Source organism: Thermoflexibacter ruber, from assembly GCF_900113045.1.
Taxonomy (GTDB): domain Bacteria; phylum Bacteroidota; class Bacteroidia; order Cytophagales; family Thermoflexibacteraceae; genus Thermoflexibacter; species Thermoflexibacter ruber.
Genome location: NZ_FONY01000050.1, coordinates 1 through 24574, shown reverse-complemented (window position 1 = coordinate 24574; position 24574 = coordinate 1). Strand labels below are relative to the sequence as shown.

Genomic DNA, 24574 nt, shown 5'->3' with positions numbered 1-24574 from the left:
CTTATGAAGAGTTTTTATACTCAATCAAAAGTGTTTTTGAAATTTTCTTTACTCCAAAGTCCCTGTTCTTTGACACTTTCTGTGTAAAACTTATTAAGCATTGGACTTTCAGACTAACACCGTAGGTGTGCTAATTTTTATAGAAAATAATGAATAAAACCGCGTAGCGGTGGCATATTTCACGCCTACGGCGTTGCTGTATGCGGGCTTACTCTTTTCTACAAAGATGACAGCTCTACGGGCTTAAAGTTAGATGTAGTATTGTTCATTGGCTGACTCCACCAAAAGTGTCAGAGAACCAAAGTTCCTTTCTCAGCAAAAGAAAGGGATTGAAAATCATGTTATTTTGAGTATAGTTTAATACGACATGAAATATTTTATTGAAGTAATTTAACAATTTTAATTATTCTTTTTATTTAAGAGTATGTTTAGAAAATAGCGAGCCATTTTGGAAAAATACAAAAAGGTTGTTTTGAACGCCTTAGGCTTGGAATCTTGATAGAAAAATACTTCTTGAAAAGCCTCGTAGCGGCGAAATCTTGTCTTAAGATTTGGTGTTCTTGATACGCATTTTGCCTTCTTTTCTACAAAGATTTAGCCCTTACAGAGGTTGTTATTTTAGTAGTTTATTAAAAATCAAAGTGTTGAATTTCTAAACATACTCTTAACCTCGTAGAGGTTCTTATTTTGTAAATATATATCATGCCAAAGCATCACAAAGTTTTGTAGAGGTAATATAAATATTTGTTAGTGAATTAGTTATGTTCCTATGGAACTCAAGAAGTATTCGTGCTATCTCACCTATTACAAAACGCAAGTCCTTACAGTACCGACAAATACAAGGATTTTTATTTTGTTGAATTACTTACTAATATGCTTACTTCTTTCTAAAAAACAATCTTATAGGCACACCTTCAAAATCAAAATTTTCACGCATTTTATTTTCTAAATAGCGTTGATAAGGCTCTTTAATATATTGGGGGAGGTTACAAAAAAAGGCAAAAGTCGGTGTTTTTGCGGGAAACTGAGTAATGTATTTAATCCTAATATATTTGCCTTTGATAGCAGGAGGAGGATAGGCTTCTATAACTTTGAGCATCACTTCGTTGAGTTCAGAAGTAGGGATTTTTTTGTACTTATTTTCATATACTTTTACTGCCTTTTCTATGGTCTGAAATACTCGCTGTTTGTTAATGACAGAAGTAAAAATTATAGGCATGAAGTCATTAGGAGCTAACTTAGAGCGAATCGCATCTTCGTATTGTTTGGCAGTCTTACTGTCTTTTTCTATCAAATCCCATTTGTTTACCATTAGTACTACTCCTTTGCCGTATCTAATAGCTAAGTTGATAATGTTTACGTCTTGGGACTCTAAACCTTGGGAGGCATCTATCACGACTATACACACATCAGAATCCTCTAAAGCCTTGATAGAGCGTAGGATAGAATAAAACTCTATATTGTCTTTGATTTTAGATTTTTTGCGAATACCCGCAGTGTCAGTAATGATAAAATTATGCCCAAAAGCCGTATAATGTGCATCTACTGCATCTCTGGTTGTGCCTGCAATATCTGTAACTATGCTTCTATGCTCTCCAATCAACATATTGAGCAAAGAGGATTTGCCTACATTGGGTCTGCCAACAATAGTAAATCTTGGGATAGATGGTTTGTCTATATCTTCTTTTTCTTCCTCAAAGTGAATAATGATTTTATCTAATAAGTCCCCTGTTCCCAAGCCATTTTGAGAGGAAATACCAAACACCTCGCCTAAACCCAAAGCGTAAAACTCACCTATGTAATCTACTTTATTGGGTGTGTCCACTTTATTAGCTACTACATAAACAGGCTTTTTGCTTTTCCTTAGTACATTAGCAAATTCTTCGTCAAGCCCTGTCAAACCTTCTTGTGCATCTACTAAAAAAAGAACGACTGAGGCTTCCTGTATAGCTAATTCTACCTGCTCTCTAATTGCTTCCTCAAAAACATCATCAGAACCATGTACATAGCCGCCTGTATCAATCACCGTAAAAGATTTCCCACACCACTCTGCTTGACCATAATGACGGTCTCTGGTAACTCCGCTGATATTGTCCATAATAGCCTTCCTTTCCTCTATTAAGCGGTTAAATAAGGTCGACTTGCCTACATTCGGTCTGCCCGTAATTGCTACAATATTTGCCATGTGTAGATTTTTAATTTTTTAACCTGCAAAGATATACAAAGATTTGCTATTTTTGTTATGAATAAAACAACTATAAGCGTAAATATGAAAAACATAACAACAGTATATTTACTCACGTTACTCATTTACTTACTTTTTTCTTGCCAAAAAAAATCAGATACCCTCTTTACCCTACTCTCTTCAGATGACACAGGGATTACCTTTAACAATGCCATTATTGCCACTTCGGAAGTCAATATCATGACTCGAGAGTTTATCTATAACGGGGGAGGGGTGGCAGTAGGCGATTTTAACCAAGACGGATTACAGGATATTTTCTTCTCGGGAAATGCCGTGCCGAACGAACTTTACCTGAACAAAGGGGACTTGGAGTTCGAGAATGTAAGCGAAAAAGCAGGCATAGCCGCCCCTGACCGTTGGTCGCAAGGAATTGCTGTGGTAGATATTAACAATGATGACAAGTTAGATATTTACGTTTGTGCTACTTTTAGCCAAGAGGCAAGTCGCCGCCAAAATATGCTTTTTGTCAATCAAGGCAATGACAAAAACGGCGTACCTATTTTCAAAGACATGGCAAAGGAATACAATGTTGCAGATACGGCGCACTCTGCCAATGCTGCTTTTTTTGACTATGACAATGATGGAGATTTGGATTTATATGTATTGATGAACGAAATGAACGAGCAGTTTCCAAGCCAATACAGAGCCAAAGCCTTAGACGGGCAGTCAAGAACGACCGACCGACTTTACAGGAACGATTGGGACGAAACCTTGAAACACCCGGTTTTTACCGATGTTTCTCGGCACGCCAATATTTTGATAGAGGGCTTTGGGCATGGGGTGGCGATTGTGGACATCAACCAAGATGGTTGGAAAGACATTTACGTTACCAATGATTACTTGAAAAATGATTTGTTTTATATTAATAATCAGAATGGTACGTTTACCAATCGCATTGCGGATATGATAAAGCACCAATCTTTCTCGGCTATGGGCAATGACATTGCAGACATAAACAACGACGGCTTGGTGGATATCATCGCCTTAGATATGCTTCCTGCAAGTAACAAGCGAAAAAAGCAGATGATTGGGGCAAACAGGTATGCGGACTATGTGCTAAATGACCAATACGGATACGAATATCAATACATTAGAAATACGCTCCAACTCAATCAAGGGATTAATCCAGAAACAGGACTACCCGTATTTAGTGAGATAGGAATGTTGGCAGGTGTATTTGATACGGACTGGTCTTGGTCTTCGCTTTTCATGGATTTTGACAATGATGGACTGAGAGATTTGCTCATTACCAATGGCTTCCCCAAAGACGTAACCGACCACGATTTTGGAGCGTTTCGTTCAGGAGCAACCAATCTTTTTGCTACTTATGACAACCTCAAATCGCAGATTCCCGAAGTAAAAATTCCTAATTATATTTTTAAAAATAATGGAAACTACACATTTTCAGATAAGTCTAAAGAGTGGGGAACGAACTATATTTCTTTTACCAACGGTACCGCCGTAGCCGATTTGGACAATGACGGCGATTTGGACATAGTTACTAATAATATTAATGATGAGGCTTTTTTGCTCAAAAATAACTTAAATGATAATAAAGGCAAAGAAATACAAAACAACTGGCTAAGAATCAAATTTGTAGGCAATGAGAAAAACAAATTAGGTTTAGGAGCGAAAGTCTGGGTTTATACGCGAGAAGGAATGCAGTTTTACGAACATTCTTTTTACAGAGGCTTCCTATCGAGTTCAGAAAATCTTGCCCACTTTGGCTTAGGCAAAAGCAAGGTAATTGATTCTATCAGAGTAGTTTGGAACGATAACAAGACTGAATTACTCAAATCAATTAGTCCTAATCAATCAATACTTATCAATTATCAAAATGCCCAAGAAAAAATTACTAATTATCAATTATCAATTACCAACTATCAAACAACCAACAACCAGCAACTAACATCTAACAGCCAACAATTTCAAACTATCCCAAACAATATTTTAAATTTTACTCATCTTGAACTCGATTTTGTAGATTTTAATATCCAAAGAACTTTACCGCACAAGTTTTCCCAAGCAGGACCTTGCATTGCCGTAGCAGATGTAAATGGGGACGGTTTAGATGATTTTTTTGTAGGTGGAGCATTCAAATTTCATGGAACTTTATTTACTCAAAATCAAGATGGTACATTTTCTGCTCAGATTTTTAACCCTGAAAAATTGCCTATCAAAAGTGCCACACCTACTCCTTACAATCCCAAGGACATTCCGTTTAAACCCATAGAAAATATCAATAAGTTACAAGAAGACGCAGGGGCTTTATTTTTTGATGCAGACGGAGATGGCGACAACGACCTCTACGTAGCAAGCGGTTCGTATGAATTCTCCCAAGGCGCACCTAATCAGCAAGATAGATTATACATCAATGATGGCAAGGGGAATTTTAAAATAGATACTACTGCCCTACCTATTATGAGAGAAAGTAAACTTTGCGTAAAAGCGGCGGATTTTGACGGCGATGGTGATTTGGATTTGTTTGTAGGGGGGAGAGTAGTGCCAGCCAAGTACCCCATGCCTGTCAAAAGTTATATTTTAAGAAACGATACCCGACAAGGAAAAATTAAATTCACTGATATAACCAAAGAAATCTGCCCCGAATTAGAAAACTTAGGCATGATAACCGATGCACTTTGGTCTGACTTTGACAATGATAACCAAGCTGATTTAGTCATAGTTGGCGAATTTATGCCCATTACTTTTTTTAAAAATAATCAAGGGAAACTAATAGCTAACAACCAACAACTAACAACTAACAACAAAATAGGCTGGTGGAAAAGCATAGTAGCAGGGGATTTTGACAATGACGGCGACATAGACTACGTAGCAGGAAACTATGGGCTAAATTCTATGTATAAAGCTACTGAAAATGAGCCAACTGCCATTTTTGCCAAAGACTTTGATGGCAATGGTAGCTACGATGCGGTGCTGAGTTGCTTTATGAATGATAGTTTGGGTAACAGAGCTTCTTACCCTATGCACTCCCGAGATGATATGATTAAGCAAATGCTATTCATGAGGCGCAAATTTCCAAGATATGCTAAATATGGTTTAGCCACCACCAACGATATTTTTTCTAAGGACAGTTTACAAGGGGCGCAAATTTTACAAGCCAATTATTTTGAATCTGCATATATTGAAAATCAAGGAGATGGAAACTTTAGCATGAAAAGTTTACCTATGGAAGCTCAGTTTGCTCCTCTTTTTGGTATGAAAGCTACAGACATAGATGGCGACGGCAATTTAGATTTGTTAGCAGTAGGCAACGACTACGGATGTGAGGTATTTATAGGTCGCTTAGATGCTTTATATGGCTTATACTTAAAAGGGGATGGCAAAGGCAACTTCAAGGCGATTCCTTTATATCAAAGCGGTTTCATTGTCCCCAAAGACGGAAAAGCCTTAGCTACCCTGTACGATAAAAATGGGAAAGAAATTTTTATCGCCTCGCAGAATAAAGATAAGTTGAAATGCTTTGTGGTAAATGAATCAACTTTACAGATGAAAATTCCCGCAAAGGAGAAAGACCCAATAAGCCGTTCTATCAAAATCAACCCAGATGATGTTTTTGCAGAAATCACTTTCAAAAACGGCAAAAAACGCAGATTAGAATTCTACTATGGTGATACCTACCTTTCGCAGTCTGCAAGGCGAATGAAAATTGATGAAACTATGAGTAAAATTGTCATTCATAATAGAAAGGGAGAAAGTAGAGAGATAGGAAAGATAAATTAAATTTGTTTATTTTTGCTCAAAATGAAATCTGATTAAATAATTGCCCTATGAACCGTAATTTGTTATTTACCATAATTTTGCTATATGTTTCTCAAACTATCCTTTATGCTCAAAAAAAAGCAGAAAAAAACAAGTCAGCTAAAGATAATACTGTCTTAGAGCCTTACAGGGAATTAGTACCTGGGACAAAGGATATTTTCTTGGAGATGATACCTATTCCTGCGGGTGAATTTTTCATGGGAAGTCCTGAAAATGAACCTAATAGAAAAGAAGATGAGGGTAAACCCCAGAAAGTTAAAGTCGACGCCTTTTGGATGGGGAAAGTAGAAATTACTTGGAATCAATACGAGCCTTTTATGTCCAAAGATATGAGAGAGGAAGCACTGAACAAAGACAAATTGGTGAACGGCAAAACCTTAGTAGATGCGGTTTCCTATCCAAGCCCGCCGTATGTGGACATGAGCTTTGGTATGGGCAAAGATGGCTACCCTGCTATCAATATGACTCAGTACGCCGCCTTGATGTACTGCAAGTGGCTGACTATGAAAACAGGACATTTTTACAGGCTACCTACTGAAGCCGAGTGGGAATATGCGTGCAGAGCAGGTAGCACTACGGCATATCATTTTGGAAATGACCCAAAGCAACTTGATGAGTATGCTTGGTATTACGAAAATAGCAGTGGTGGTTACAAAAAAGTAGGGCAAAAAAAACCTAATGCTTGGGGACTGTACGATATGCACGGCAACGTATGTGAATGGACATTAGACCAATATGTTCCTGATGCCTACCAAACTCCCAAAGAAAGAAAAGCCTCTGACTATATTCCTGTAACTACTTTGTATCCTATTGCTGTGAAAGGAGGCTCTTGGGACGATGACCCTGACCAGCTCAGAAGTGCCGCAAGGCGAGGTTCGCAACCTTCATGGAAGCAAAGAGACCCACAAATCCCCAAAAGTAAGTGGTGGTTTACCGATGCCTCTTTTTGTGGATTTAGGGTAGTCAGACCTGCTATCCAGCCAAGTAAGGAAGAAATAGAAAAATATTTCCGTACTCCTCCTGACGATTTGTAATTCAATTTTATCTATTTAATATTGCTTATTCAATTAACTTTGTGCAATTTGCCTAAACAAACCTTTCCTCTTGATGAGAAAAAGTGATTACGAAATTTGGCAGGAGTTAAAGCAAGGAAAAGAAGAAGCAATAACCCAAATGATGCAATATTACCATGCGGACTTATATCAGTATAGCCTTAAAATTGCGGGCGATGCCGATTTGAGCAAGGATTGTATTCAAGAGGTATTCATGGAAATATGGACTAAAAGGGAAAAATTAGCTGATGTGCAGTACATCAAGCCTTACCTTTTCAAATCTCTCCGCAGAAGAATTATTCACCATAAAAATCAGAAAAAGAAAGAATTGGAAAATTTAGAAGTAGAATTTGATATAGTTTTTTCTCATGAGGATTTTTTAGTGCAGGAATTAAATTTGCAAGAAAAGCAAGCTAAACTCGTTCAGGCACTCAACCAACTTTCTAAAAGACAAAGAGAAGCTATTTACCTTAGGTTTTACGAAGGTCTGAACTACGAGCAGATTGCAGAAATCATGGGTATTACCTACCAACCCCTTTACAACCTGATTTACAAGTCTTTGAAACTGCTTAGGGAATACATGACAGTTTTTTTACTCATGAGGTTATATTTCCTCTACTTACCAAGATATTAACCTACTTTTTCTATCATTCTTTCTTTTTCCTTGTAAAGTTGCCACCATGGAGTTCTTGGCGAATTATGGTGTTCATAGTGATAGCCAAAAAAGTAGCACGTGAGAAACGCCCACACGTGATTTTTGGCTTGGCTTCGAGATTTATGCACATTATCAGGTTCATGCTCTCCTTTGTGCGGTAGATAAGTCCCAAAGTAAAAAAGTTGAAAAGTCGCAATGATAGAAGGCAGCATCCAAAACAGAATCACGTTGGTATTAGGAAAAAACGCTTTGAGTACATTGTAGGTAATTGCCATGAAAATAATTTGCCATACATTGATGTACTGCTTAGCAAAATTAAAATACCACACCCAAAAATTTCCTCCATGATAGTCAGGGTCGCGTTCTGTACCCACAAAGCGATGATGCAAGTGATGTTTTCTGTTCAGATTATCATAAAAATTAAAAGCAAAAATAGTAGCACAAACCCGTCCAATCCATTCATTCACAAGGCGATTAGGTGAAACTACGCTGTGCATAGCATCATGTGCGGTAATGAAAATGCCCGTGTAGAGATGTGCCTGTACCAATACCAACAAATAAGTCAGAGGGGAGTAAAAATCTACCTCATATTGAGTAAGTAGCAAAGTTAGCGAAATAAACCACAACGCAATGATAGTCAGTGCGATATAAACACCTCTGTTGTCTTTCATCTCTTTATTTATAGTTTATACAAATCTATTTATTATTTGCATTGTACTGTCTTGCGGCTTCTATGGCATCTTCCATACTACCAAAGTGCCTAATATCTATCTTGGCTTTTTCTTTGGCGTGTTCGTGCATCTCCTCAGCGGCAAACTTTGCAAAAGCTTCTTGGGACAGCACGACAAAAATATTTTTCACACCTGCCTCTTCTTGAGCGGGAATCCACGTTTCTGCAATATAAGCCGATACCTCATCACTAAAAAGTTCCATTTCATTGTGGTCAGCGATGACGTTTACCAAGCCCAATTCTTTCATCATTGGATTAGTAGTTTCTGCTACGTGCTTTACCTCATCTAAAAGCAAAAAACCTTTCCAATGATGAAACATCGCTTTTAACTCTAAATCATAGCCAAATTTGCCGTATTTTTCATCAATGACTATATTCATAATTGTATTGATTAAGGGAATAGGGAATATATTTTAATGATGTAAACTTAAACAAAAATTAGCTAATTCAAAATGGAATCTTTGATAAAATTGACCAATAATGTTAGCTTCACTGTTCGTTAATATTTCAACAATAATAAAGACAAAAAGTTTGTGTTTCTTTATTTTTTCAATGCTAACAATCCCAGAAAGGTCAAACCACCGTTGATTAAAAGCATTTCATTACCAAACTTGTAGCCTCCAAAAAGGTCAGCAGAGTATAAATTCAACAAGTAACACAGGATAGGAGAGGCTAAACAGATATACGGCACGAACTTATCTCTGACCTTCCATCGAGTAAACAAGCCAAAGGCAAACAATCCCAACAAAGGTCCATAGGTATAGCCTGCCGCCTTGAAAACTGCATTGATGACACTTTCATCATTTAATGCCTTGAAAATCAAAATGACTAAGAAAAGTAAGAAAGAAAAACCTAAGTGTACCCAAAACTTAATTTTTTGACGTTGTTCTTCTTTGCGATTTTTGAAATCTAAAAAGTCAATACAAAAAGAAGTGGTAAGAGATGCCAAAGCTGAGTCTGCACTTGCATAAGTAGAAGCAGTAATACCTAAGAGGAAAAAAACGGCTGCCAAAGTACCAAAACTATTGAGTTTTAACGCCAACAAGGGATAGAGTTCATCAGAGCGTTCAGGAAGGGCTATGCCTTTTTCTTGAGCATACATATACAAAAGCGCACCCAACGTGAGGAAAAGCAAATTGACAAAAACTAAGACCACGCAGAAAGAAAACATATTTTTTTGTGCTTCTTTCAGGTTCTTGCAAGAGAGGTTTTTTTGCATTAGGTCTTGGTCTAAGCCTGTCATCGTAATAGCGATGAACATTCCCGCCAAGAACTGCTTGAAAAAGTTTTTCTTGTCGTTCATTTCCCAAAAAAAGATTTGGGAGTAATCACTGTTTTGAACTGTAGTAATGAGTTCACCTATACCTAAGTTAAGCTGAGATGCTATTAATACTACGCTGATAATGAGTGCAGAAACAAGAAAAAAAGTTTGCAGGGTATCCGTCCAAATGATAGTCTTGATACCTCCTTTGAAAGTATAGACCCAAATCAAACCAATGGTAATGATGACATTGAGCCAAAATGGGATACCCAAAGGAGCAAAAATACCCAAGTGCAGCACCAAAGCGGCTAAAAATAGGCGAAAAGCCGCCCCCACAGTACGCGAAAGGAGAAAAAAGAAAGCACCTGTACGATAAGCATTTAGCCCGAATCTTTCATCTAAATAGGTATAAATAGAAATCAAATTGAGGCGGTAGTACAAAGGCATAAGTACCAAAGCTATAAAAGCATAGCCCGGTAAGTAGCCCAAGACCATTTGGAAATAGGAAAATTTGTCCGCTCCCACAGCTCCTGGAACCGAGATAAAGGTAACTCCCGAAATAGAAGCCCCTATCATACCAAAAGCCACTAAATACCAAGGTGCGTTGCGATTAGCAATGAAAAAAGTTTCTGTGTCTGCCCCTCTTGAGGTATAATAAGCAATAATGATTAAAACTAAAAAGTAAACAGCAATGATACTGACAATAAGTTCTGGCGACATGGATTAGCGATATTTAGTTAAGTAATTGATTGTAATAGGCAAATAATTTGGCAAGGTCTTGTTCTTTTTTAAAATCTAATTTTTCTTTGTCTATAAATGCAGATAATTCTTTATCTTTTCCCGACAAGACCTTCAGAATTGATTTTTTATTAGGTTTTATCTTTACCAAATCTTCTATTTCAGGCATTTTGACAAATAGGTCAGTAGCATTAGTATATTCATCGTAAAATTTCTGCACACTATACCCACCCTTAAAGTCCGCAGGCGAAAAGTTTTTGTATCTTTTAGCTAACAAAGCATATTTACCTTCGTGCAAAACATCAAAAAAAATAGGCTTTGTGTCTGTATTTTTCTCCTTGAAACGCTTAAAGGTATGCGTGATTTTAGTATCCTCATTATAAATACTAAAATAACTTACCATTTCTTCTTTGATAAATAGGGAATCTCCCGTCTGATTTTTAGTAATCAATTCTTGCTTTTCAAATACATCTAACTTAAATGGAATATTTTGATGTTTTTGACCACCATTCAATACAATCTCGGCAGGATACCACTTGTCAAAAAGGCGGGGAGAACCCTTAATGCCCTGATAGCGATTGTCCATAACAAGTGCCATGTTGCTGTTGGCATTAGGCAGACCCACAGGCGCACCCATGAAGGTCAGGTTACTTTGCCCGTGTAAAAAAAGACTAAAACAGACTAAAAATAAAGTAATAAATAAGGCTTTCATATAGCTAATGTAATTAAAATAAGTAAAATATATTTTTTATTTACGCCCATTCCCCAAAGTAACTCAATTAAATACAAAATTTCAATCTTTACACTGCCATACATTTTGCAGCGAGAAGTAAAAAAAGGAAAAATTGAGGGAGGAAATACAAAGATATTTATTCTAATTTATCATTTTTTTAAATTTAATACTTTAAAACAGGTTATATCTTTGGTAAAAAGGAGTAAGTAAACTAAAAGAAATGAAATTTTTTCTTCGTTAAATACTATAAATTTAGGTTTTTTTGCTAAATTTATCATTTGACAAAATACACCTATGTATTCCCCCTATCGGCACTACTACAAAACTTTACAGTATCACAAAACTTTTTTAGTTGAAAAAAATTTCATTGTAAACCGAATTTTAGCATGAATCGCTCAAGAAATTGGTGGCTTGTATTTTTTTGCCTTTTTTGTATTCTCCCTTTGCATGTAGCAGCCCAAGACGAAGTGGCAGTCAAAGGCTATACCTTAGATGAAAAAGGAAAACCAATAGGGAATGTCAAGATTTCTATTGATAAGATGCGTATTACCAGTACTACCAACGGAGTATTTAAAGTATATCTCAAAAAAGGGACTGTACCAGCTAACGTCATAGCAAATAAGGAAGGACTTTCTCTCAAAACTTGGCAGTATGACGAGGCAAACCATACACTCAATATTACTATGCACGCCAAGCAAAGTACACTAAGAGGTGAGGTTCGGAACAGGTTTAATGAGCATATTTCTAATGCATATGTAGCTATCAAAGGAGTGAATGAAAGTAGCCCTGCTAAAAGCAATACTGAGGGCAAGTTTTCTATTAATCTCCCAGACAATTTTAATCCTGAACTCCAAGCTACTTTCCTGATAGACGGCTTAGTAGTAGAGGCTAAAGATGTTACTTTTAAGGACAATAACCAATATGTGATTTTGGTAAAACCTAAAACCCCAAAAGAAATTGCACAGCAAACGGAGGAGGAAAATCAAAACTTGGTATCGAGTACTACGGTGAAAATGAAAGCTAAAGTAGAAAATAATAATGCTAATGTACAAGAAAAGCCTCAGCCAACGGAATGGAATTATCAAGAAGATTTCAAAAAAATTACTGCTGAGTTAGAGGAACAGAGCAAAATGGTGGCTGAGAGCAACGAGAAGCTACGCAAAGACCTGCTCAACATCACTGATAAACTTAAAATTGATGAGAATAAGGCTCGCAGTGCCGGCATCAAGGAAGAGGTGAATAGCTTAGAGCAAAAGTTAGCAGAAAATAATCGCGTATATCAGGAATCCCAGCAAAAAACCTACGAAGTCATAGAAAAACTTAAACAAGAACTTTTGGAGCGAGATTCTGTAACCTTAGCCACCAAAGAAGCCCTACAAACTGTTACTAAAGAAAAAGAAGAGGCAGAACAAAGATTCCAACGCAATATTCTCATCGCTTCTGCCTTGATTATTTTCTTATTAGCCTTAGCCGTTATTTTTTATTTTATCAGCAGGCGTATCCAAAAGCAAAACAGGCAAATTTTCCAACAAGCCCAAGAACTTACCAATGCGTACCAAGAAATCAAAGTGAAAAATGAAACCTTAGAAGTGCAAAAAGTTATTATTGAGAAAAAAAATGCCAACATTACTGCCAGTATCAACTATGCTCAGAGAATACAGAAAGCTATGCTTCCCAGCCAAAAAGATATTCAAAATCTGCTTCCTGAGTCTTTTCTATTTTTTAAGCCCCGTGATGTCGTAAGTGGGGATTTTTACTGGATAGCTGAGGTCGCTGATGAGTTTGGAAATAAAAAAATCGTCTTAGCGGCGATAGATTGCACAGGGCATGGCGTGCCGGGGGCTTTTATGTCTATGGTGGGCGATGGCTTGCTCAACCAAATCGTCAAACTCCAACAAATTACTTCTCCTGACTTGATACTCAAAGCCTTAGACAAGGGAGTAAAAGAATCCCTCAACCAAGAAGAAACCGCTAATAATGACGGTATGGACATCGCTATCTGCACAATAGATAAGAACGGTAGAAAAATGGAATTTGCAGGAGCAAAAAACCCCTTAATATATATCCAAAATGGTCAAATAGTAGAAATAGCAGGGGACAAACTCCATGTAGGGGGGAGCGTGCGAAAAAACATAGAAAAATTTAAAAATAAGCAATTTACTAAGCATACTATAGACCTCTCTCTACCCACAACTTGCTATATCTTCTCCGATGGCTACGAAGACCAATTTGGGGGAACTGAAAATAAAAAGTTTGGAAAAAGGCAACTCTATCAAAAATTTTTTGAGTACCATCAGTTACCTATGGAGGAGCAGAAATTGGCTTTGGAGCACAACTTTAAAGCATGGATGGGAAAACACGCTCAGATAGATGATATTCTGGTTATTGGCTTCCAAGCCTGAGAGATAGATACCAGCAATTAAAATCTTACATCTTACTTCCCCAAGTGTTAAAAAGTGTGGTTTAGTTTTTGCGGATTTTCTTATAATAGTGCAACATATCTTTCTATTTGTCAAAATTTAATTATGAAAAAAGATATTTTTAGTTTTACCCTTATTGTAGGCATTGTATTTTTACTAAGTACTTCTTCTATTTATGCTCAACTCCTTGACTCAGCAAGTTTAGCAAGTAAGAAGATTTATAATTCTCTTGAAGAAGCCTTGACAGAACCAGACAAAGTGTACCGCTTAGATTTGTCAAGCTACGGGACGGACACATGGGGCGAGCAGAACTCTACGCTCTCCGAACTTCCAGAAAGTATTGGCAAGCTATTTAACCTACAAGAGTTAGACCTGAGCGAGAACAACCTTACTACCTTACCCAACGCCATAGGCGACTTAAAAAATTTGCAATACCTCTACCTACATTCCAATAAAATCAAAAGCCTGCCCATAGCGATAGGTAAACTCTCTAATCTGAGAAAAATTACCTTAGAAGCAAATAGGCTCATAGACCTGCCCAAAGAGATGGCAAATCTTACTAACTTACTTTCTCTGGACTTAGACCATAACTCATTCAACGAATTTCCCTTAGTCATTACCCAATTAGTCAATTTAGAGGAACTTTCTATCCATTCCAATTCCTTGCAAAGTCTGCCCGGTGAGATAGGGAATCTAAGAAAACTGAAAAAATTGGAAATTTGGGATAATCGCATTGGGGCTTTACCCGAGGAGATAGGTAGCCTCGTAAACCTACAAATGTTAGATGCTAACTCTAACTTGTTGGTCAATCTGCCAAACGGCATAGGAAACTTAACAAACCTGACTTTTTTGAACCTTACGCAAAATAGCCTAAAAAGACTACCTACAAGCATCGTAGGCATGAAAAAATTAATAGAAATAGACCTTTCCTACAATGCCTTAGAAGCACTACCCCAAGAGATAGGTAATTTGAAAGCAGTCAAAAGTTTAGACTTGACCAGTAATCAACTGACCTCTCTCCCTGCCGAAATTGGTAATTTGACCGATATAGAGCAGTTAGACCTGAATGCCAACAAACTGAAATCAATCCCCAAGGAAATAAGCAATTTAAAGAAAATCAAAGAGTTGGTTCTTTTCCAAAATGAACTTACCTCTCTTCCTACTGAGTTAGGAAATATGACAGCTCTGGTCAGCATAGACCTTAATACCAATCTGCTTACCGAATTGCCTAAGGAGATAGGCAAGCTGAGCAATGTGCAGGTGTTGGTACTGTGGGGCAACAAACTTACCCAACTGCCGAACGACCTATGCAACATGGAAGGGCTGATGGCAATAGAACTCCAAGACAATCAGCTTATGAAACTCCCTGCTTGTATCAATAAGATTAGCAATCTCATCAAAATAGACCTGAGCAACAACAAAATCTCCGCTGCGGAAAAGAAAAGACTGACAGATTTATTTCCCGCGGCTCAGTTAGATTTTTGAGAAATTATACAGCAAACAAATTCTAACTAAATATTTGGTAAGTAAGGACTTAAAGCAAAAATTCATATAATACGTGTATGCTTTTTCATTAAAAACTTGTAACTTTGGGATAAATCAAAATGCTTTATGAAAATCCCTAAGTCTTATCGCTATTACAAATTAGAAGATTTAGCCAATATTCTGCATATCTCCGACCAGACATATATAGATATGTTAGAGCCTCTCCTACCAGCAGAACCTTCTGATTTCTTAAAAGAGCTAATCAGACGCAACCTCCCCTTGCCTATGCCCAATGAAAAGGCAAAATCTGAACTACTCATCATGCCTATTTTGGTGGAAATGTGGGTAAAGAACCAAGAATTTAAGCCTTTTTCAGGATTTAGTTTAAATATAGACCCTCAAAAAGGACTCAAAGGGGTATGCGATTTTTTAGTTAGCACCAACCCATACGGAAATAGAATCCAAGCACCTGTAGTAAGCATTTTTGAGGCAAAAAATGACAACTTAGAGGACTGGTATGGGCAATGTGGTGCTGAGATGTATGCAGCACGCATTTTCAACGAAAGAGAAGGTAATAACATAACTATCATACATGGGGCTGTAACTAATGGTTTTACATGGCAATTTTTAAAATTGGAAAAACAAATACTCTATATAGATTCTCAACGCTATGGCATAGCTAATTTACCCCAACTCTTAGGAGCAATTCAAAAAGTATATGATTTTTATAAAAGTAAATGAGAAGCTTTTTCGCACAATCAATCAAACATTCCGTAACTTTCTATGACATGATAAACAAATAATTATGTATAAAATACCCACATTGAACCAGAAAACAGCTATATTTGTTTCTCATAAAATTTGATATGTATGGGCAAAGTTTCAGAGAATCTTTTAGCAGAGCATCAAGTAAGAAAAACAAAAATTCGCTTAGAAATTTTAGATTTTTTCTTGTCAAAAAAGTATGCGCTTTCTCATGGAGAAATAGAAGAAGCAATAGACCCCAGCTATGACCGCGTAACAATTTATCGTACTCTCAAATCTTTTGAAGAACAAGGCTTGATTCACAAGGTCTTAGATGAGTCTGGTACTGCTAAATATGCCCTCTGTGCTGACCATTGCGTAGGGCATAAGCACCATGATAGTCATGTGCATTTTAGCTGTACGAAGTGTGGGCATACTTTCTGCTTAGAAGAAGTTTTAATCCCAGAAATCAAACTTCCTATAAACTACCAACTTACAGGCTATAATTTTTTAGTGCAAGGCATTTGCAAAGACTGCCCAAAGTAATAGTGGTATATTCTCATAAAAAATGTCAAACATATAGAAATTTAAAATTGGGAATAATATATTTACATTTGGTTCAAAAATTATAGCTTACTATCAATGACTTTTCTATATCCAACATTTTTGTTTGCTATTGGGCTAATAGCTATCCCAATTATCATTCACTTTTTCAATTTCCAACGACCTAAAAAAGTCTATTTTACCAACATAGACTTTCTCAAGCAAGTCAAGGCGATTTCAAATTCGAGGAACAAGCTCAAAAATCTGCTTGTTCTCTTGGCTCGCTGTCTTTTCATTACTGCTTTGGCTTATAACTTAAATCCAAATATCTCTGCAATCAGTTTTTTGCTCGCTTCTCCTGTTAATCTTGAAAAAGTAGCTGCATCTAAGTCTTTAATTTCTGGAACTTCTGGTAAAAGTTCAGCAAAAAGGTCTTCCTTGCTTTTATAATTGATTTCCTCTATTTTAAGAGGATTCAAAGGCATCATTTTCTGATAAATAAAGGTTTCTTCTATATTTTTTTCTCCCTTTTTTACCTCTTTGAATTCTTGCTTAATTATTTCTCCATACTTAAGCATTAATTCTTTCAAAGATACAACAAGTTTATCTTCAGAACTAATGATTTCTTGAAAATGGTTTGAAGCAAATAAATCATCAAGAACCTCTTTTAGTTTTGAACTTTGGACAAGTTTATCTACAATGATTTTTTCTTGACTATGCATGGTTAGATTTTTAATAGTTAGATTATTGATACTTTAAAATGTTAAAAATCTGATTATCCTGTATTTATAGCTTAATAAAACAGTTTTCCTAAGCTTCCAATACTTATTGTAAGTAATTCAACAAAATTATCAGATATAGTTTTCTTGATAATTAATTGATAATTTAATGCCCAATATCATCTTCAGCTGACTTAAAGTGTGCTTAGAATTGTTGAATTACTTAGTAATATTCAATTATACTCATTCATATTGAGGTTCTTCTCTATCAATCAAACATGCTAAATAATCCAAAAAACAACGAACTAAACAGCCTGCATCTCTAAAACAGTTTACGGAACAGATAGCATACATCGCGCTACAATAAGCCCTACTTCCCATACTTTCTAATGTACTATCGTCTAAATCTTTTTGAGTGCTTGCATACATAGTCAATGCCTTTTTCAAAATCACATCTTTTTGATTATTATTCAATTTCCCAAAGGCAGAAATATCTTGAGATAACTTTTCTAAGTAATTCATCTCAAGCAATATCTCATTTATCAACTCTTGTTCATTTTTGTATCCTTTACTTTTGAGATATAAATTAACATTTGCTTTATTTGATAAGTTTTCCTTGATTTTCTTTTTCACCTCTGGAGATAGTATATGAGTCGTTGTTTTTGTCTATCTCTTTGTTTAATATGTAAATCTACCAAGTTCTGAAAACTTTCATGTGTTGTAACTTGTTTTTCAATACTTGTTTCTTTAATATTTTGCTCAGACATATCCTTTTCTAAGGAAGATAATGTTTGATTTTGACAACTTGCAGTAACAAAGATAATCAATATCAATGTTAAGACATTACTAAAAATTAATTTTCTCATCGTAATAGTTTGTTTAAAATATTGCTTACTCTATTAGCTTTTTGGCTTCCGCTTTCTTGACAAATATTATAAAAAAATTGTTTGATTCTAAGAACATATAATTCTAATTTACTATATTTACATCTATTTTAGAACTAAATGAAGTAATTAAATCATGGAAACATTAGATATTGGTCTTAATATAAAGAAAATCAGAGAGTTGAAAAATTTTACACAAGAATACATGGCAGAGAAGCTACAAATGTCGCAACGAGGGTATAGCAAAATAGAAAATGGAGAAGTAGATATTTCTTTTACTCGAATTCGTGATATTGCAAAAATTTTAGGATTAAAACCCGCAGATATTATTGGTTTTGATGAGAGATTTGTTTTATTTAGCATTACACATAATCAAACAGGGGTAGAGAATGGTATTTACATCAACAATGAACTTACTAATAAGGAAAGAGAGTTATACGAAAAACAAATCGCCTTACTTGAGAGTCAAAACAAAGAACTCAAAGAAATGATAGATTTCTTAAAAAACTTACAAAACAGAAACTCATAACTCACTATCAATGACTTTTCTATATCCAACATTCTTGTTTGCCATTGGGCTAATAGCTATCCCAATTATTATTCACTTTTTCAATTTCCAACGACCTAAAAAAGTCTATTTTACCAATATAGACTTTCTCAAACAAGTTAAGGCAATTTCAAATTCTAAGAACAAGCTCAAAAATCTGCTTGTTCTCTTGGCACGCTGTCTTTTCATTACTGCTTTGGCTTTGGCTTTTGCCCAGCCCATCATTCCTAACCAAAGTGTCAATGCCACCCAACAAAGCAACTATGTGAGTGTTTATGTGGATAATTCTTTTAGTATGCAAAGCGAGCAGGACAACAAAAAACTCTTGGATTTGAGTTTGACCTATACCGACCAACTGCTCAAAGTTTTTCCTAAATCTGCTGTTTTTTCCCTCTTGACCAATAGCTTTGATGCAGACTTGAACTTCTTTTTTGAAGCCAGCAAAATCAATGATAGGCTCAATAAAATAGACTATAGCAACTCCAGCAGGGATTTTAAAAATATTTATAACAAGCAACTCACTAACTTACAGAACAACACAAGCGACAAGAGCAACCATATTTTTTGGTTTTCTGATTTTCAAAAAAGCAATGGGAGTTTAGAAAACTTGACCTTGGACAGCACTAACAATTTTTACTTGATTCCTTTGCGACCAAGCGAAACCTCTAATATTTACGTGGACTCGATTTGGTTAGAAAACCCCTTTGTCAAGGTCAATGAGAATAACACCCTGCATATCAAGGTCAATCACTTTGGTACCAACGGGGTTACAGATAAAATTGTAAAGTTTTTCATCGAAGGGAATCAAGTATCGAGTAGCACCGTTACCATAGATGCCAATGCTTCGCAGACTATTGCACTGAACTTTGCTGTAACTGATGCTGGGGCAAAAAGATGCAAAATTACTTTAGACGACTACCCTGTTACTTTTGACAACGATTATTATTTTACGCTGAGGGTTGCTCCTGAAATTCGCATTGCCCACATTACCAGCGACAATACGCCCTACATCGCCAATGTGTATGCCAATGAACCTTTTTTCAAAGTAAAGCAATTCAGTATCAATGCAGTGGATTACTCCCAACTACCTACTTCCAACTTAGTTATTTTGCAGTCTATCAAAGACATAGACAATGCTTTGCAAGTAGCCTTGCGAAATTTTCTTTCCAAAGGCGGAACGGTAGTTTTATTTCCCTCAGACAATGCCAATACGGAAAGTTATGCTAATGCTTTTGGCTTACCTATTCGCAATATGCCTCCTGCTGCACCTAATACGCAGATGTTGGGTCTGAATCCCCCAGATGCCCAAAATCCTTTTTTCACTGGTGTTTTTGAAAAAATTTCTCCTACTATGAGTACGCCCCAAGCCATTCCTGTCATCAATTGGGGCAATGTAGGGGCAAAAATTTTAAATTTTAAAAATGACTTGCCTTTTTGCTCTGTCTTTAATTCTGGAGCGGAAAATGGCAAGGTCTATTTGTTTGCTTCACCTTTAGACACCAAATATTCAGATTTTGCCAAACACTCGCTCTTTGTGCCTGTGATGTATAAAATTGCTTTGGCAAGCAGAAATAACAACGAGCGATTGGCGTATAATTTTACAGAAAATGTAGCGACCATTACCTTGGAAGACTCTGTGATGCAAGGAAGTAGCCGAAATGATATTTTCAAAATAGTCCCTACGGATAGCACCAACAAAGTGGGCTTGGAAATTATTACTCCCCAGCGAATTGCCGATGGGAAGCTAATCATAGACATTCCTAAAACCAATATGGAAGCAGGGAATTACGTAGTGATTCGCAAAAGCGATAACCGACCAATTGCCAACATTGCTTTCAATTATGATAAAAGAGAGTCTGTTTTTGAAACCTACAGCTCAGAGGAACTTAAGCGTATTTTTGCAGGGAAAAAGAACGTACAAATTTTTGAAGCCATTGATAATGAAAAGTTTGGCAATGAGTTCAAAGAAAAAAATGTAGCTTTCCCTCTTTGGCGATATATGCTCTATGCCGCACTTGCCTTCTTGCTGATAGAGGTTTCGCTCATACGTTTTTGGAAAACAGTATAATACAGAAAATCCTATAAGGTTCATTAAACCTTATAGGATTAAGTATTTTTTAGTTTTACAAAGACAGCGTACTCAAAACGCTATTCATACTACGTACCGCCTCAGCAGACTTGTTGAAAAGTTCTTGTTCTTCCGCATTTAGTTGAAAGTCTATAATTTTTTCCCAGCCATTCCTACCAATCACTACAGGCACACCTAAGCAAATATCTTTTTGACCATATTCCCCATCTAAGACTACACAGCATGGGAATACACGCTTTTGGTCGCGAACAATGCTTTCTACTAACAAAGCACCAGCCGCACCAGGCGCATACCAAGCAGAAGTACCTATAAGTTTGGTCAAAGTAGCCCCACCTACCATAGTATCTGCGGCTACCTGTTTGAGTTGCTCGGCAGAAAGGAACTGACTGACAGGTACACCCTTATAGGTTGCTAAACGGGTCAAAGGAATCATAGTAGTATCGCCATGTCCACCTATTACTACGCCTTCTATGTCGTGCTGAGAAGCATTCAACGCTAAGGAAAGATAAGTTTTAAATCTGGCACTGTCCAGAATCCCGCCCATGCCAATAATTCTATTCTTAGGCAAACCAGAGGACTTTAATGCCAAATAAGTCATCGTATCCATTGGATTAGAAATCACAATCACAATCGCATTAGGGGAGTAGCGAATGAGGTTTTCTGTTACGCTTTTGACTATGCCTGCATTGATGCCGATGAGTTCTTCTCTGGTCATGCCCGGCTTGCGCGGAATACCAGAGGTAATCAGTACTACATCAGAGCCAGCTGTTTTGCTATAATCATTGGTTGAGGCGGTGATTTTAGTGCCAAACCCCAACAGCGTAGCAGTTTGGAGCATATCTAATCCTTTGCCTTCGCTGAGTCCTTCTTTTATATCAAGTAATACTACTTCATCAGCTAACTGTCTGTATGCCAATACATCGGCGCAAGTTGCTCCTACGTTTCCTGCACCTACTACGGTTACTTTCATTGAGTTATGAGTTTATTGTTAAATTGATTAGTTAATTTGTAAAAATAATAAAAGAGTAGATTAGCTCTTTTTTGGAGTGCTAATTTAATGAGGAAATATCAATTTGCGACAAAGCATATCAAAAAAATAGTAAAAGTTATAGAACCTTTCCTTTACAGTTGTTATTTCTCACTTTTTAAAATAAATTAATATTAGTATTTGTTAAATCTAAGCATTTTTGCGAGTATTGTAGCTAATTGTATTGGTTTTACTCGAGCTTTTGTATTTAATTAAATTACCTGTGTAATTTTTTTAAAATTAATCTTTTACTTTCAAAAATTCAATTTTCTACCTTTGCCAATATTATAGTTTTATCGTTCTATTCGTCAATTTTTTAATGAGCAACAAAATGTTACACAAAAGCAGTTTTCTACAAATCAACTCCATGCCAGAGATAAATGGCGTAAAAATTCAATGGCTCGCAGATAGCGAAAAAATGAGCGAAGAGGATTTCAAAGCGGAAATTGAAGCGGAAAAAAAAGCACTTGAGGAAGTAAAGCCTAAGAATATATTGGCTGATACGCTTCAAATGGGCTTTGCTATCCCTCCAAACTTACAAGAATGGCATAATGGTATTATTTTCCCTGTATTTCAAGGCATAGGGCTACAAAAGTTAGCTATTTTAGTAAGCCATGACCTCTTTGTACAGGTGTCTATTGAGCAGCTTATAGATGAAGAAAAGTCCAATACTGACTTGAAAACAAGGTATTTTGACAGTGAAGAAAATGCTATCAACTGGCTTAAATCTTAAATTTTACTTATTTGTTTTTCAATACTTTAAAACTAATATTACTTATGGAAGCCTACAAAAGTACATTTCAAACCATTCGTGTCTATGAAGACCTTAAACTTTTAGCAAAAGAATGGACAACAGACACAGAGTACATGAGTGAACAAAAGTTCAAAGAAGAGGTGGAGAAAATAGCAGAAGTAGCAGAAAAATACAAGGTAGAGAAGTTTCATGACAATACTACCAATTTTCTTTTCCCTATTTCTCCAGAGCTTCAAACTTGGGTAAATGAAAGCATCTTCACCCGTTTCATTGGTGCGGGATTGAGAAAGTATGCTCTTATCGTGAGTAAAGAGATGATTGCACAACTCTCCATAGAGCAGACCATGGAAGAGGACAATGCAAGCAGTTTTCAAGTCAAATATTTTGATAGCCCAGAAAAAGCCTCAGAGTGGTTGCAGAGTTAATTCATTTTCTATACCAAAACTTCAAATTTATCTCTATTAATGAAAAAGTTGGCAAATAAAGTAGCTATCATCACGGGAGGTGGTAGTGGCATTGGCTTGGCGGCAGCAAAAATTTTTGTTGCTGAGGGAGCAAAAGTTGTTATTTTTGGGCGTACTGCCTCGAAATTGGAAAAAGCCCAAAAAGAAATCGGTGAAAATATCTTGGCAGTAGTCGGCGACATCAGCAAAGCTGAAGACAGAGCAAGACTGGTGGAGGAAACTGTTAAGAAGTTTGGTAAAATCGATGTACTTTTTCTCAATGCAGGCATTGCCAAAGCCGCACCGATAGAGCAAATGACAGAAGAACTCTTTGATGAGGTAATCAACATCAACTTAAAAGGAGATTACTTCCTCATACAAAAGGCTTTACCCCACATGAACGATGGAGGCTCTATTGTGTTGAATGGGTCTATTTCTAACCAAATCGGGCAACACTCCTTGAGTGCTTATGCCGCAAGTAAGGCTGGACTTCGCTCTTTGGCTCGTACCCTTTCTACCGAACTTTTACCCAGAAAAATTAGGGTAAATATGGTTAGTCCGGGAGTAACTCGTACTCCTATCTTAGATATGCCGGGACTTTCTGCGGAAGTAGTCCAAGAAATGATAAGTACGCTGGCTTCTCAAAACCCTATGAAAAGAATAGGAGAACCAGAGGAAATCGCCAAAGTAGCCCTTTTCTTAGCTTGTGATGATTCTTCTTATATTTTAGGAGCAGAAATTAACGCTGATGGTGGTTTTACTCAGCTACAACTTACTTAATTGCAAAGTCTAATCCAGATGATTTCAAAAATGCTTCCTTTAAAAACGGAAGCATTTTTGCTTTAAAATCATAAATTTGTTTGTTAAAGCATTTTATAATACGTTTAATACTCAAGCAAATGAATAAAAATTCAGTAGAAACCATAGAATATAATGGAATAAAATATGCCGAGATTATTTGGGCAGATGTTACTGTTTCTAAAACTACCTTCTTTTCTCCCCCCGAATCTTCTTTTCAGTTTGGATTGTTGGCACACGAGGCTGGTTTTGTTGAACCTCCTCATTACCATAAGTGGATTCCCAGAGAAATTCAAGATTTGCAACAAATGTTTGTTGTACAGCGCGGCGTAGTGGTGGTAGAACTTTACAGCGATGAAGGGGAATTGCTCAGAGAAGTTACACTACGAAAAGGAGATGCTATTGTGCTAATTCACGGCGTTCACGCAATACGCGTAGAGGAGGATATGCAGTGCATTAGCGTAAAACAAGGTCCTTTCTTAGGAGATGTGAATGATAAAGTTTTTGTTGAGATGAAGAAGTAAACAAAAGATTTATATTCTAATCTATGAGGTTTTTACTTCTGATAGATTGGAATATGAAAAAACTAAATATACTCAATCAAAAGTGGTTTTGAAATTTTCTTTACTCCAAAGTCCCTGTTCTCTGACACTTTCCGTGTAAAACTTATGTAAGCAATGGACTTTCATCTACCCTTGACTAACACCGTAGGTGTGCTATTTTTGTAGAAAATAATGAATATACCGACATAAAACTGCGTAGCGGTGGCATATTTCACGCCTACGGCGTTGTTGTAGGTGGCTTGGGCTTACTCTTTTCTATAAACATGATAGCCCTATGGGCTTAAAGTTACATGTAGTATTGTTCATTGGCTAACTCCACAAAAGCGTCAAAAAAACAAAGTCCCTTTCTCAGCAAGAGAAAGGA

21 protein-coding genes and 1 pseudogene are annotated in these 24574 nt (G+C 36.5%); 14 read left to right on the top strand and 8 right to left on the bottom strand.

The genetic code is table 11. The features are described 5' to 3' along the window. Positions 1-877: 877 nt before the first annotated feature. On the bottom strand, positions 878-2185 hold the full coding sequence (gene der, locus BM141_RS19725) for a ribosome biogenesis GTPase Der (RefSeq protein ID WP_091549187.1): 1308 nt from the start codon (positions 2183-2185) through the stop codon (positions 878-880). Between the two features lie 84 nt (positions 2186-2269). Between der and BM141_RS19720 the strand changes: the two genes are divergently transcribed. The 3 genes from BM141_RS19720 to BM141_RS19710 all read left to right on the top strand — a co-directional run bounded on the left by BM141_RS19720 (position 2270) and on the right by BM141_RS19710 (position 7711). Further along, a complete protein-coding gene (locus BM141_RS19720) occupies positions 2270-5986 on the top strand; it encodes a VCBS repeat-containing protein (protein ID WP_091549188.1) in 3717 nt (1238 codons plus the stop codon). 47 nt (positions 5987-6033) lie between these two features. Next, positions 6034-7059, top strand: a complete 1026-nt coding sequence (locus BM141_RS19715) for a formylglycine-generating enzyme family protein (RefSeq protein ID WP_091549186.1) — start codon at positions 6034-6036, stop codon at positions 7057-7059. A 73-nt stretch (positions 7060-7132) separates the two neighbouring features. Next, positions 7133-7711, top strand: coding sequence for an RNA polymerase sigma factor (locus tag BM141_RS19710; RefSeq protein WP_091549185.1), 579 nt, complete (start codon positions 7133-7135; stop codon positions 7709-7711). Here BM141_RS19710 and BM141_RS19705 read toward each other — a convergent pair. The 4 genes from BM141_RS19705 to BM141_RS19690 form a co-directional block, all read right to left on the bottom strand. Then, positions 7708-8403: a fatty acid desaturase gene (locus tag BM141_RS19705; RefSeq protein WP_177217469.1), complete on the bottom strand. Its 696-nt coding sequence runs from the start codon at positions 8401-8403 to the stop codon at positions 7708-7710. The two genes, BM141_RS19710 and BM141_RS19705, sit on opposite strands and share 4 nt — an antisense overlap. Before the next feature lie 25 nt (positions 8404-8428). Next, positions 8429-8842: a hypothetical protein gene (locus tag BM141_RS19700; RefSeq protein WP_091549183.1), complete on the bottom strand. Its 414-nt coding sequence runs from the start codon at positions 8840-8842 to the stop codon at positions 8429-8431. A gap of 161 nt (positions 8843-9003) precedes the next feature. Beyond that, positions 9004-10443: a sodium:solute symporter gene (locus BM141_RS19695; protein WP_091549182.1), complete on the bottom strand. Its 1440-nt coding sequence runs from the start codon at positions 10441-10443 to the stop codon at positions 9004-9006. A gap of 13 nt (positions 10444-10456) precedes the next feature. Next, the gene (locus BM141_RS19690; protein WP_091549181.1) at positions 10457-11173 is read right to left on the bottom strand and encodes a hypothetical protein; all 717 of its coding nucleotides are present in this window, start codon (positions 11171-11173) and stop codon (positions 10457-10459) included. A 407-nt stretch (positions 11174-11580) separates the two neighbouring features. On the opposite strand from BM141_RS19690, the gene BM141_RS19685 reads away from it, so the two are divergent. From BM141_RS19685 to BM141_RS23820, 5 genes and pseudogenes are all read left to right on the top strand, one after another. Further along, positions 11581-13596, top strand: a complete 2016-nt coding sequence (locus BM141_RS19685) for a SpoIIE family protein phosphatase (RefSeq protein ID WP_091549180.1) — start codon at positions 11581-11583, stop codon at positions 13594-13596. Between the two features lie 123 nt (positions 13597-13719). Then, positions 13720-15099 carry a leucine-rich repeat domain-containing protein gene (locus BM141_RS19680; protein WP_091549179.1) on the top strand — a complete coding sequence of 460 codons (1380 nt, stop codon included), beginning with the start codon at positions 13720-13722 and terminating at the stop codon, positions 15097-15099. Between the two features lie 126 nt (positions 15100-15225). Next, positions 15226-15840: a hypothetical protein gene (locus BM141_RS19675; protein ID WP_091549178.1), complete on the top strand. Its 615-nt coding sequence runs from the start codon at positions 15226-15228 to the stop codon at positions 15838-15840. A gap of 129 nt (positions 15841-15969) precedes the next feature. After that, the gene (locus BM141_RS19670) at positions 15970-16389 is read left to right on the top strand and encodes a Fur family transcriptional regulator (RefSeq protein ID WP_091549177.1); all 420 of its coding nucleotides are present in this window, start codon (positions 15970-15972) and stop codon (positions 16387-16389) included. A 96-nt stretch (positions 16390-16485) separates the two neighbouring features. Beyond that, positions 16486-16683: pseudogene (locus BM141_RS23820) on the top strand (BatA domain-containing protein); the annotation flags it as partial. 11 nt (positions 16684-16694) lie between these two features. Here BM141_RS23820 and BM141_RS23575 read toward each other — a convergent pair. After that, positions 16695-17108: a hypothetical protein gene (locus BM141_RS23575; RefSeq protein ID WP_245764118.1), complete on the bottom strand. Its 414-nt coding sequence runs from the start codon at positions 17106-17108 to the stop codon at positions 16695-16697. A gap of 240 nt (positions 17109-17348) precedes the next feature. Further along, complete coding sequence (locus tag BM141_RS19660) at positions 17349-17738, bottom strand: hypothetical protein (RefSeq protein WP_091549175.1); 390 nt, start codon at positions 17736-17738, stop codon at positions 17349-17351. Positions 17739-18125: 387 nt separating this feature from the next. On the opposite strand from BM141_RS19660, the gene BM141_RS19650 reads away from it, so the two are divergent. Next, the gene (locus BM141_RS19650) at positions 18126-18518 is read left to right on the top strand and encodes a helix-turn-helix domain-containing protein (protein WP_091549173.1); all 393 of its coding nucleotides are present in this window, start codon (positions 18126-18128) and stop codon (positions 18516-18518) included. Between the two features lie 10 nt (positions 18519-18528). Continuing rightward, entirely contained in the window at positions 18529-20604 is a 2076-nt protein-coding gene (locus BM141_RS19645; RefSeq protein ID WP_091549172.1) for a BatA domain-containing protein, read from the top strand. 55 nt (positions 20605-20659) lie between these two features. Here the strand turns inward: BM141_RS19645 and mdh are convergent, their stop codons facing one another. Then, the gene (gene mdh / locus BM141_RS19640) at positions 20660-21595 is read right to left on the bottom strand and encodes a malate dehydrogenase (protein WP_091549171.1); all 936 of its coding nucleotides are present in this window, start codon (positions 21593-21595) and stop codon (positions 20660-20662) included. Positions 21596-21983: 388 nt separating this feature from the next. On the opposite strand from mdh, the gene BM141_RS19635 reads away from it, so the two are divergent. From BM141_RS19635 to BM141_RS19620, 4 genes are all read left to right on the top strand, one after another. Continuing rightward, positions 21984-22385, top strand: a complete 402-nt coding sequence (locus tag BM141_RS19635) for a hypothetical protein (protein WP_143091013.1) — start codon at positions 21984-21986, stop codon at positions 22383-22385. A gap of 44 nt (positions 22386-22429) precedes the next feature. Next, entirely contained in the window at positions 22430-22831 is a 402-nt protein-coding gene (locus BM141_RS19630) for a hypothetical protein (protein ID WP_091549169.1), read from the top strand. Positions 22832-22870: 39 nt separating this feature from the next. Continuing rightward, positions 22871-23629 carry a glucose 1-dehydrogenase gene (locus tag BM141_RS19625; RefSeq protein WP_091549168.1) on the top strand — a complete coding sequence of 253 codons (759 nt, stop codon included), beginning with the start codon at positions 22871-22873 and terminating at the stop codon, positions 23627-23629. A gap of 119 nt (positions 23630-23748) precedes the next feature. Continuing rightward, positions 23749-24171 carry a hypothetical protein gene (locus tag BM141_RS19620; protein ID WP_091549167.1) on the top strand — a complete coding sequence of 141 codons (423 nt, stop codon included), beginning with the start codon at positions 23749-23751 and terminating at the stop codon, positions 24169-24171. The last annotated feature ends 403 nt before the right edge of the window (positions 24172-24574 follow it).

Coding starts and splice junctions, on each gene's coding strand:
- der (WP_091549187.1), bottom strand. CDS start 2,185: ATGGCAAATATTGTAGCAATTACGGGCAGACCGAATGTAGGCAAGTCG.
- BM141_RS19720 (WP_091549188.1), top strand. CDS start 2,270: ATGAAAAACATAACAACAGTATATTTACTCACGTTACTCATTTACTTA.
- BM141_RS19715 (WP_091549186.1), top strand. CDS start 6,034: ATGAACCGTAATTTGTTATTTACCATAATTTTGCTATATGTTTCTCAA.
- BM141_RS19710 (WP_091549185.1), top strand. CDS start 7,133: ATGAGAAAAAGTGATTACGAAATTTGGCAGGAGTTAAAGCAAGGAAAA.
- BM141_RS19705 (WP_177217469.1), bottom strand. CDS start 8,403: ATGAAAGACAACAGAGGTGTTTATATCGCACTGACTATCATTGCGTTG.
- BM141_RS19700 (WP_091549183.1), bottom strand. CDS start 8,842: ATGAATATAGTCATTGATGAAAAATACGGCAAATTTGGCTATGATTTA.
- BM141_RS19695 (WP_091549182.1), bottom strand. CDS start 10,443: ATGTCGCCAGAACTTATTGTCAGTATCATTGCTGTTTACTTTTTAGTT.
- BM141_RS19690 (WP_091549181.1), bottom strand. CDS start 11,173: ATGAAAGCCTTATTTATTACTTTATTTTTAGTCTGTTTTAGTCTTTTT.
- BM141_RS19685 (WP_091549180.1), top strand. CDS start 11,581: ATGAATCGCTCAAGAAATTGGTGGCTTGTATTTTTTTGCCTTTTTTGT.
- BM141_RS19680 (WP_091549179.1), top strand. CDS start 13,720: ATGAAAAAAGATATTTTTAGTTTTACCCTTATTGTAGGCATTGTATTT.
- BM141_RS19675 (WP_091549178.1), top strand. CDS start 15,226: ATGAAAATCCCTAAGTCTTATCGCTATTACAAATTAGAAGATTTAGCC.
- BM141_RS19670 (WP_091549177.1), top strand. CDS start 15,970: ATGGGCAAAGTTTCAGAGAATCTTTTAGCAGAGCATCAAGTAAGAAAA.
- BM141_RS23575 (WP_245764118.1), bottom strand. CDS start 17,108: ATGCATAGTCAAGAAAAAATCATTGTAGATAAACTTGTCCAAAGTTCA.
- BM141_RS19650 (WP_091549173.1), top strand. CDS start 18,126: ATGGAAACATTAGATATTGGTCTTAATATAAAGAAAATCAGAGAGTTG.
- BM141_RS19645 (WP_091549172.1), top strand. CDS start 18,529: ATGACTTTTCTATATCCAACATTCTTGTTTGCCATTGGGCTAATAGCT.
- mdh (WP_091549171.1), bottom strand. CDS start 21,595: ATGAAAGTAACCGTAGTAGGTGCAGGAAACGTAGGAGCAACTTGCGCC.
- BM141_RS19635 (WP_143091013.1), top strand. CDS start 21,984: ATGTTACACAAAAGCAGTTTTCTACAAATCAACTCCATGCCAGAGATA.
- BM141_RS19630 (WP_091549169.1), top strand. CDS start 22,430: ATGGAAGCCTACAAAAGTACATTTCAAACCATTCGTGTCTATGAAGAC.
- BM141_RS19625 (WP_091549168.1), top strand. CDS start 22,871: ATGAAAAAGTTGGCAAATAAAGTAGCTATCATCACGGGAGGTGGTAGT.
- BM141_RS19620 (WP_091549167.1), top strand. CDS start 23,749: ATGAATAAAAATTCAGTAGAAACCATAGAATATAATGGAATAAAATAT.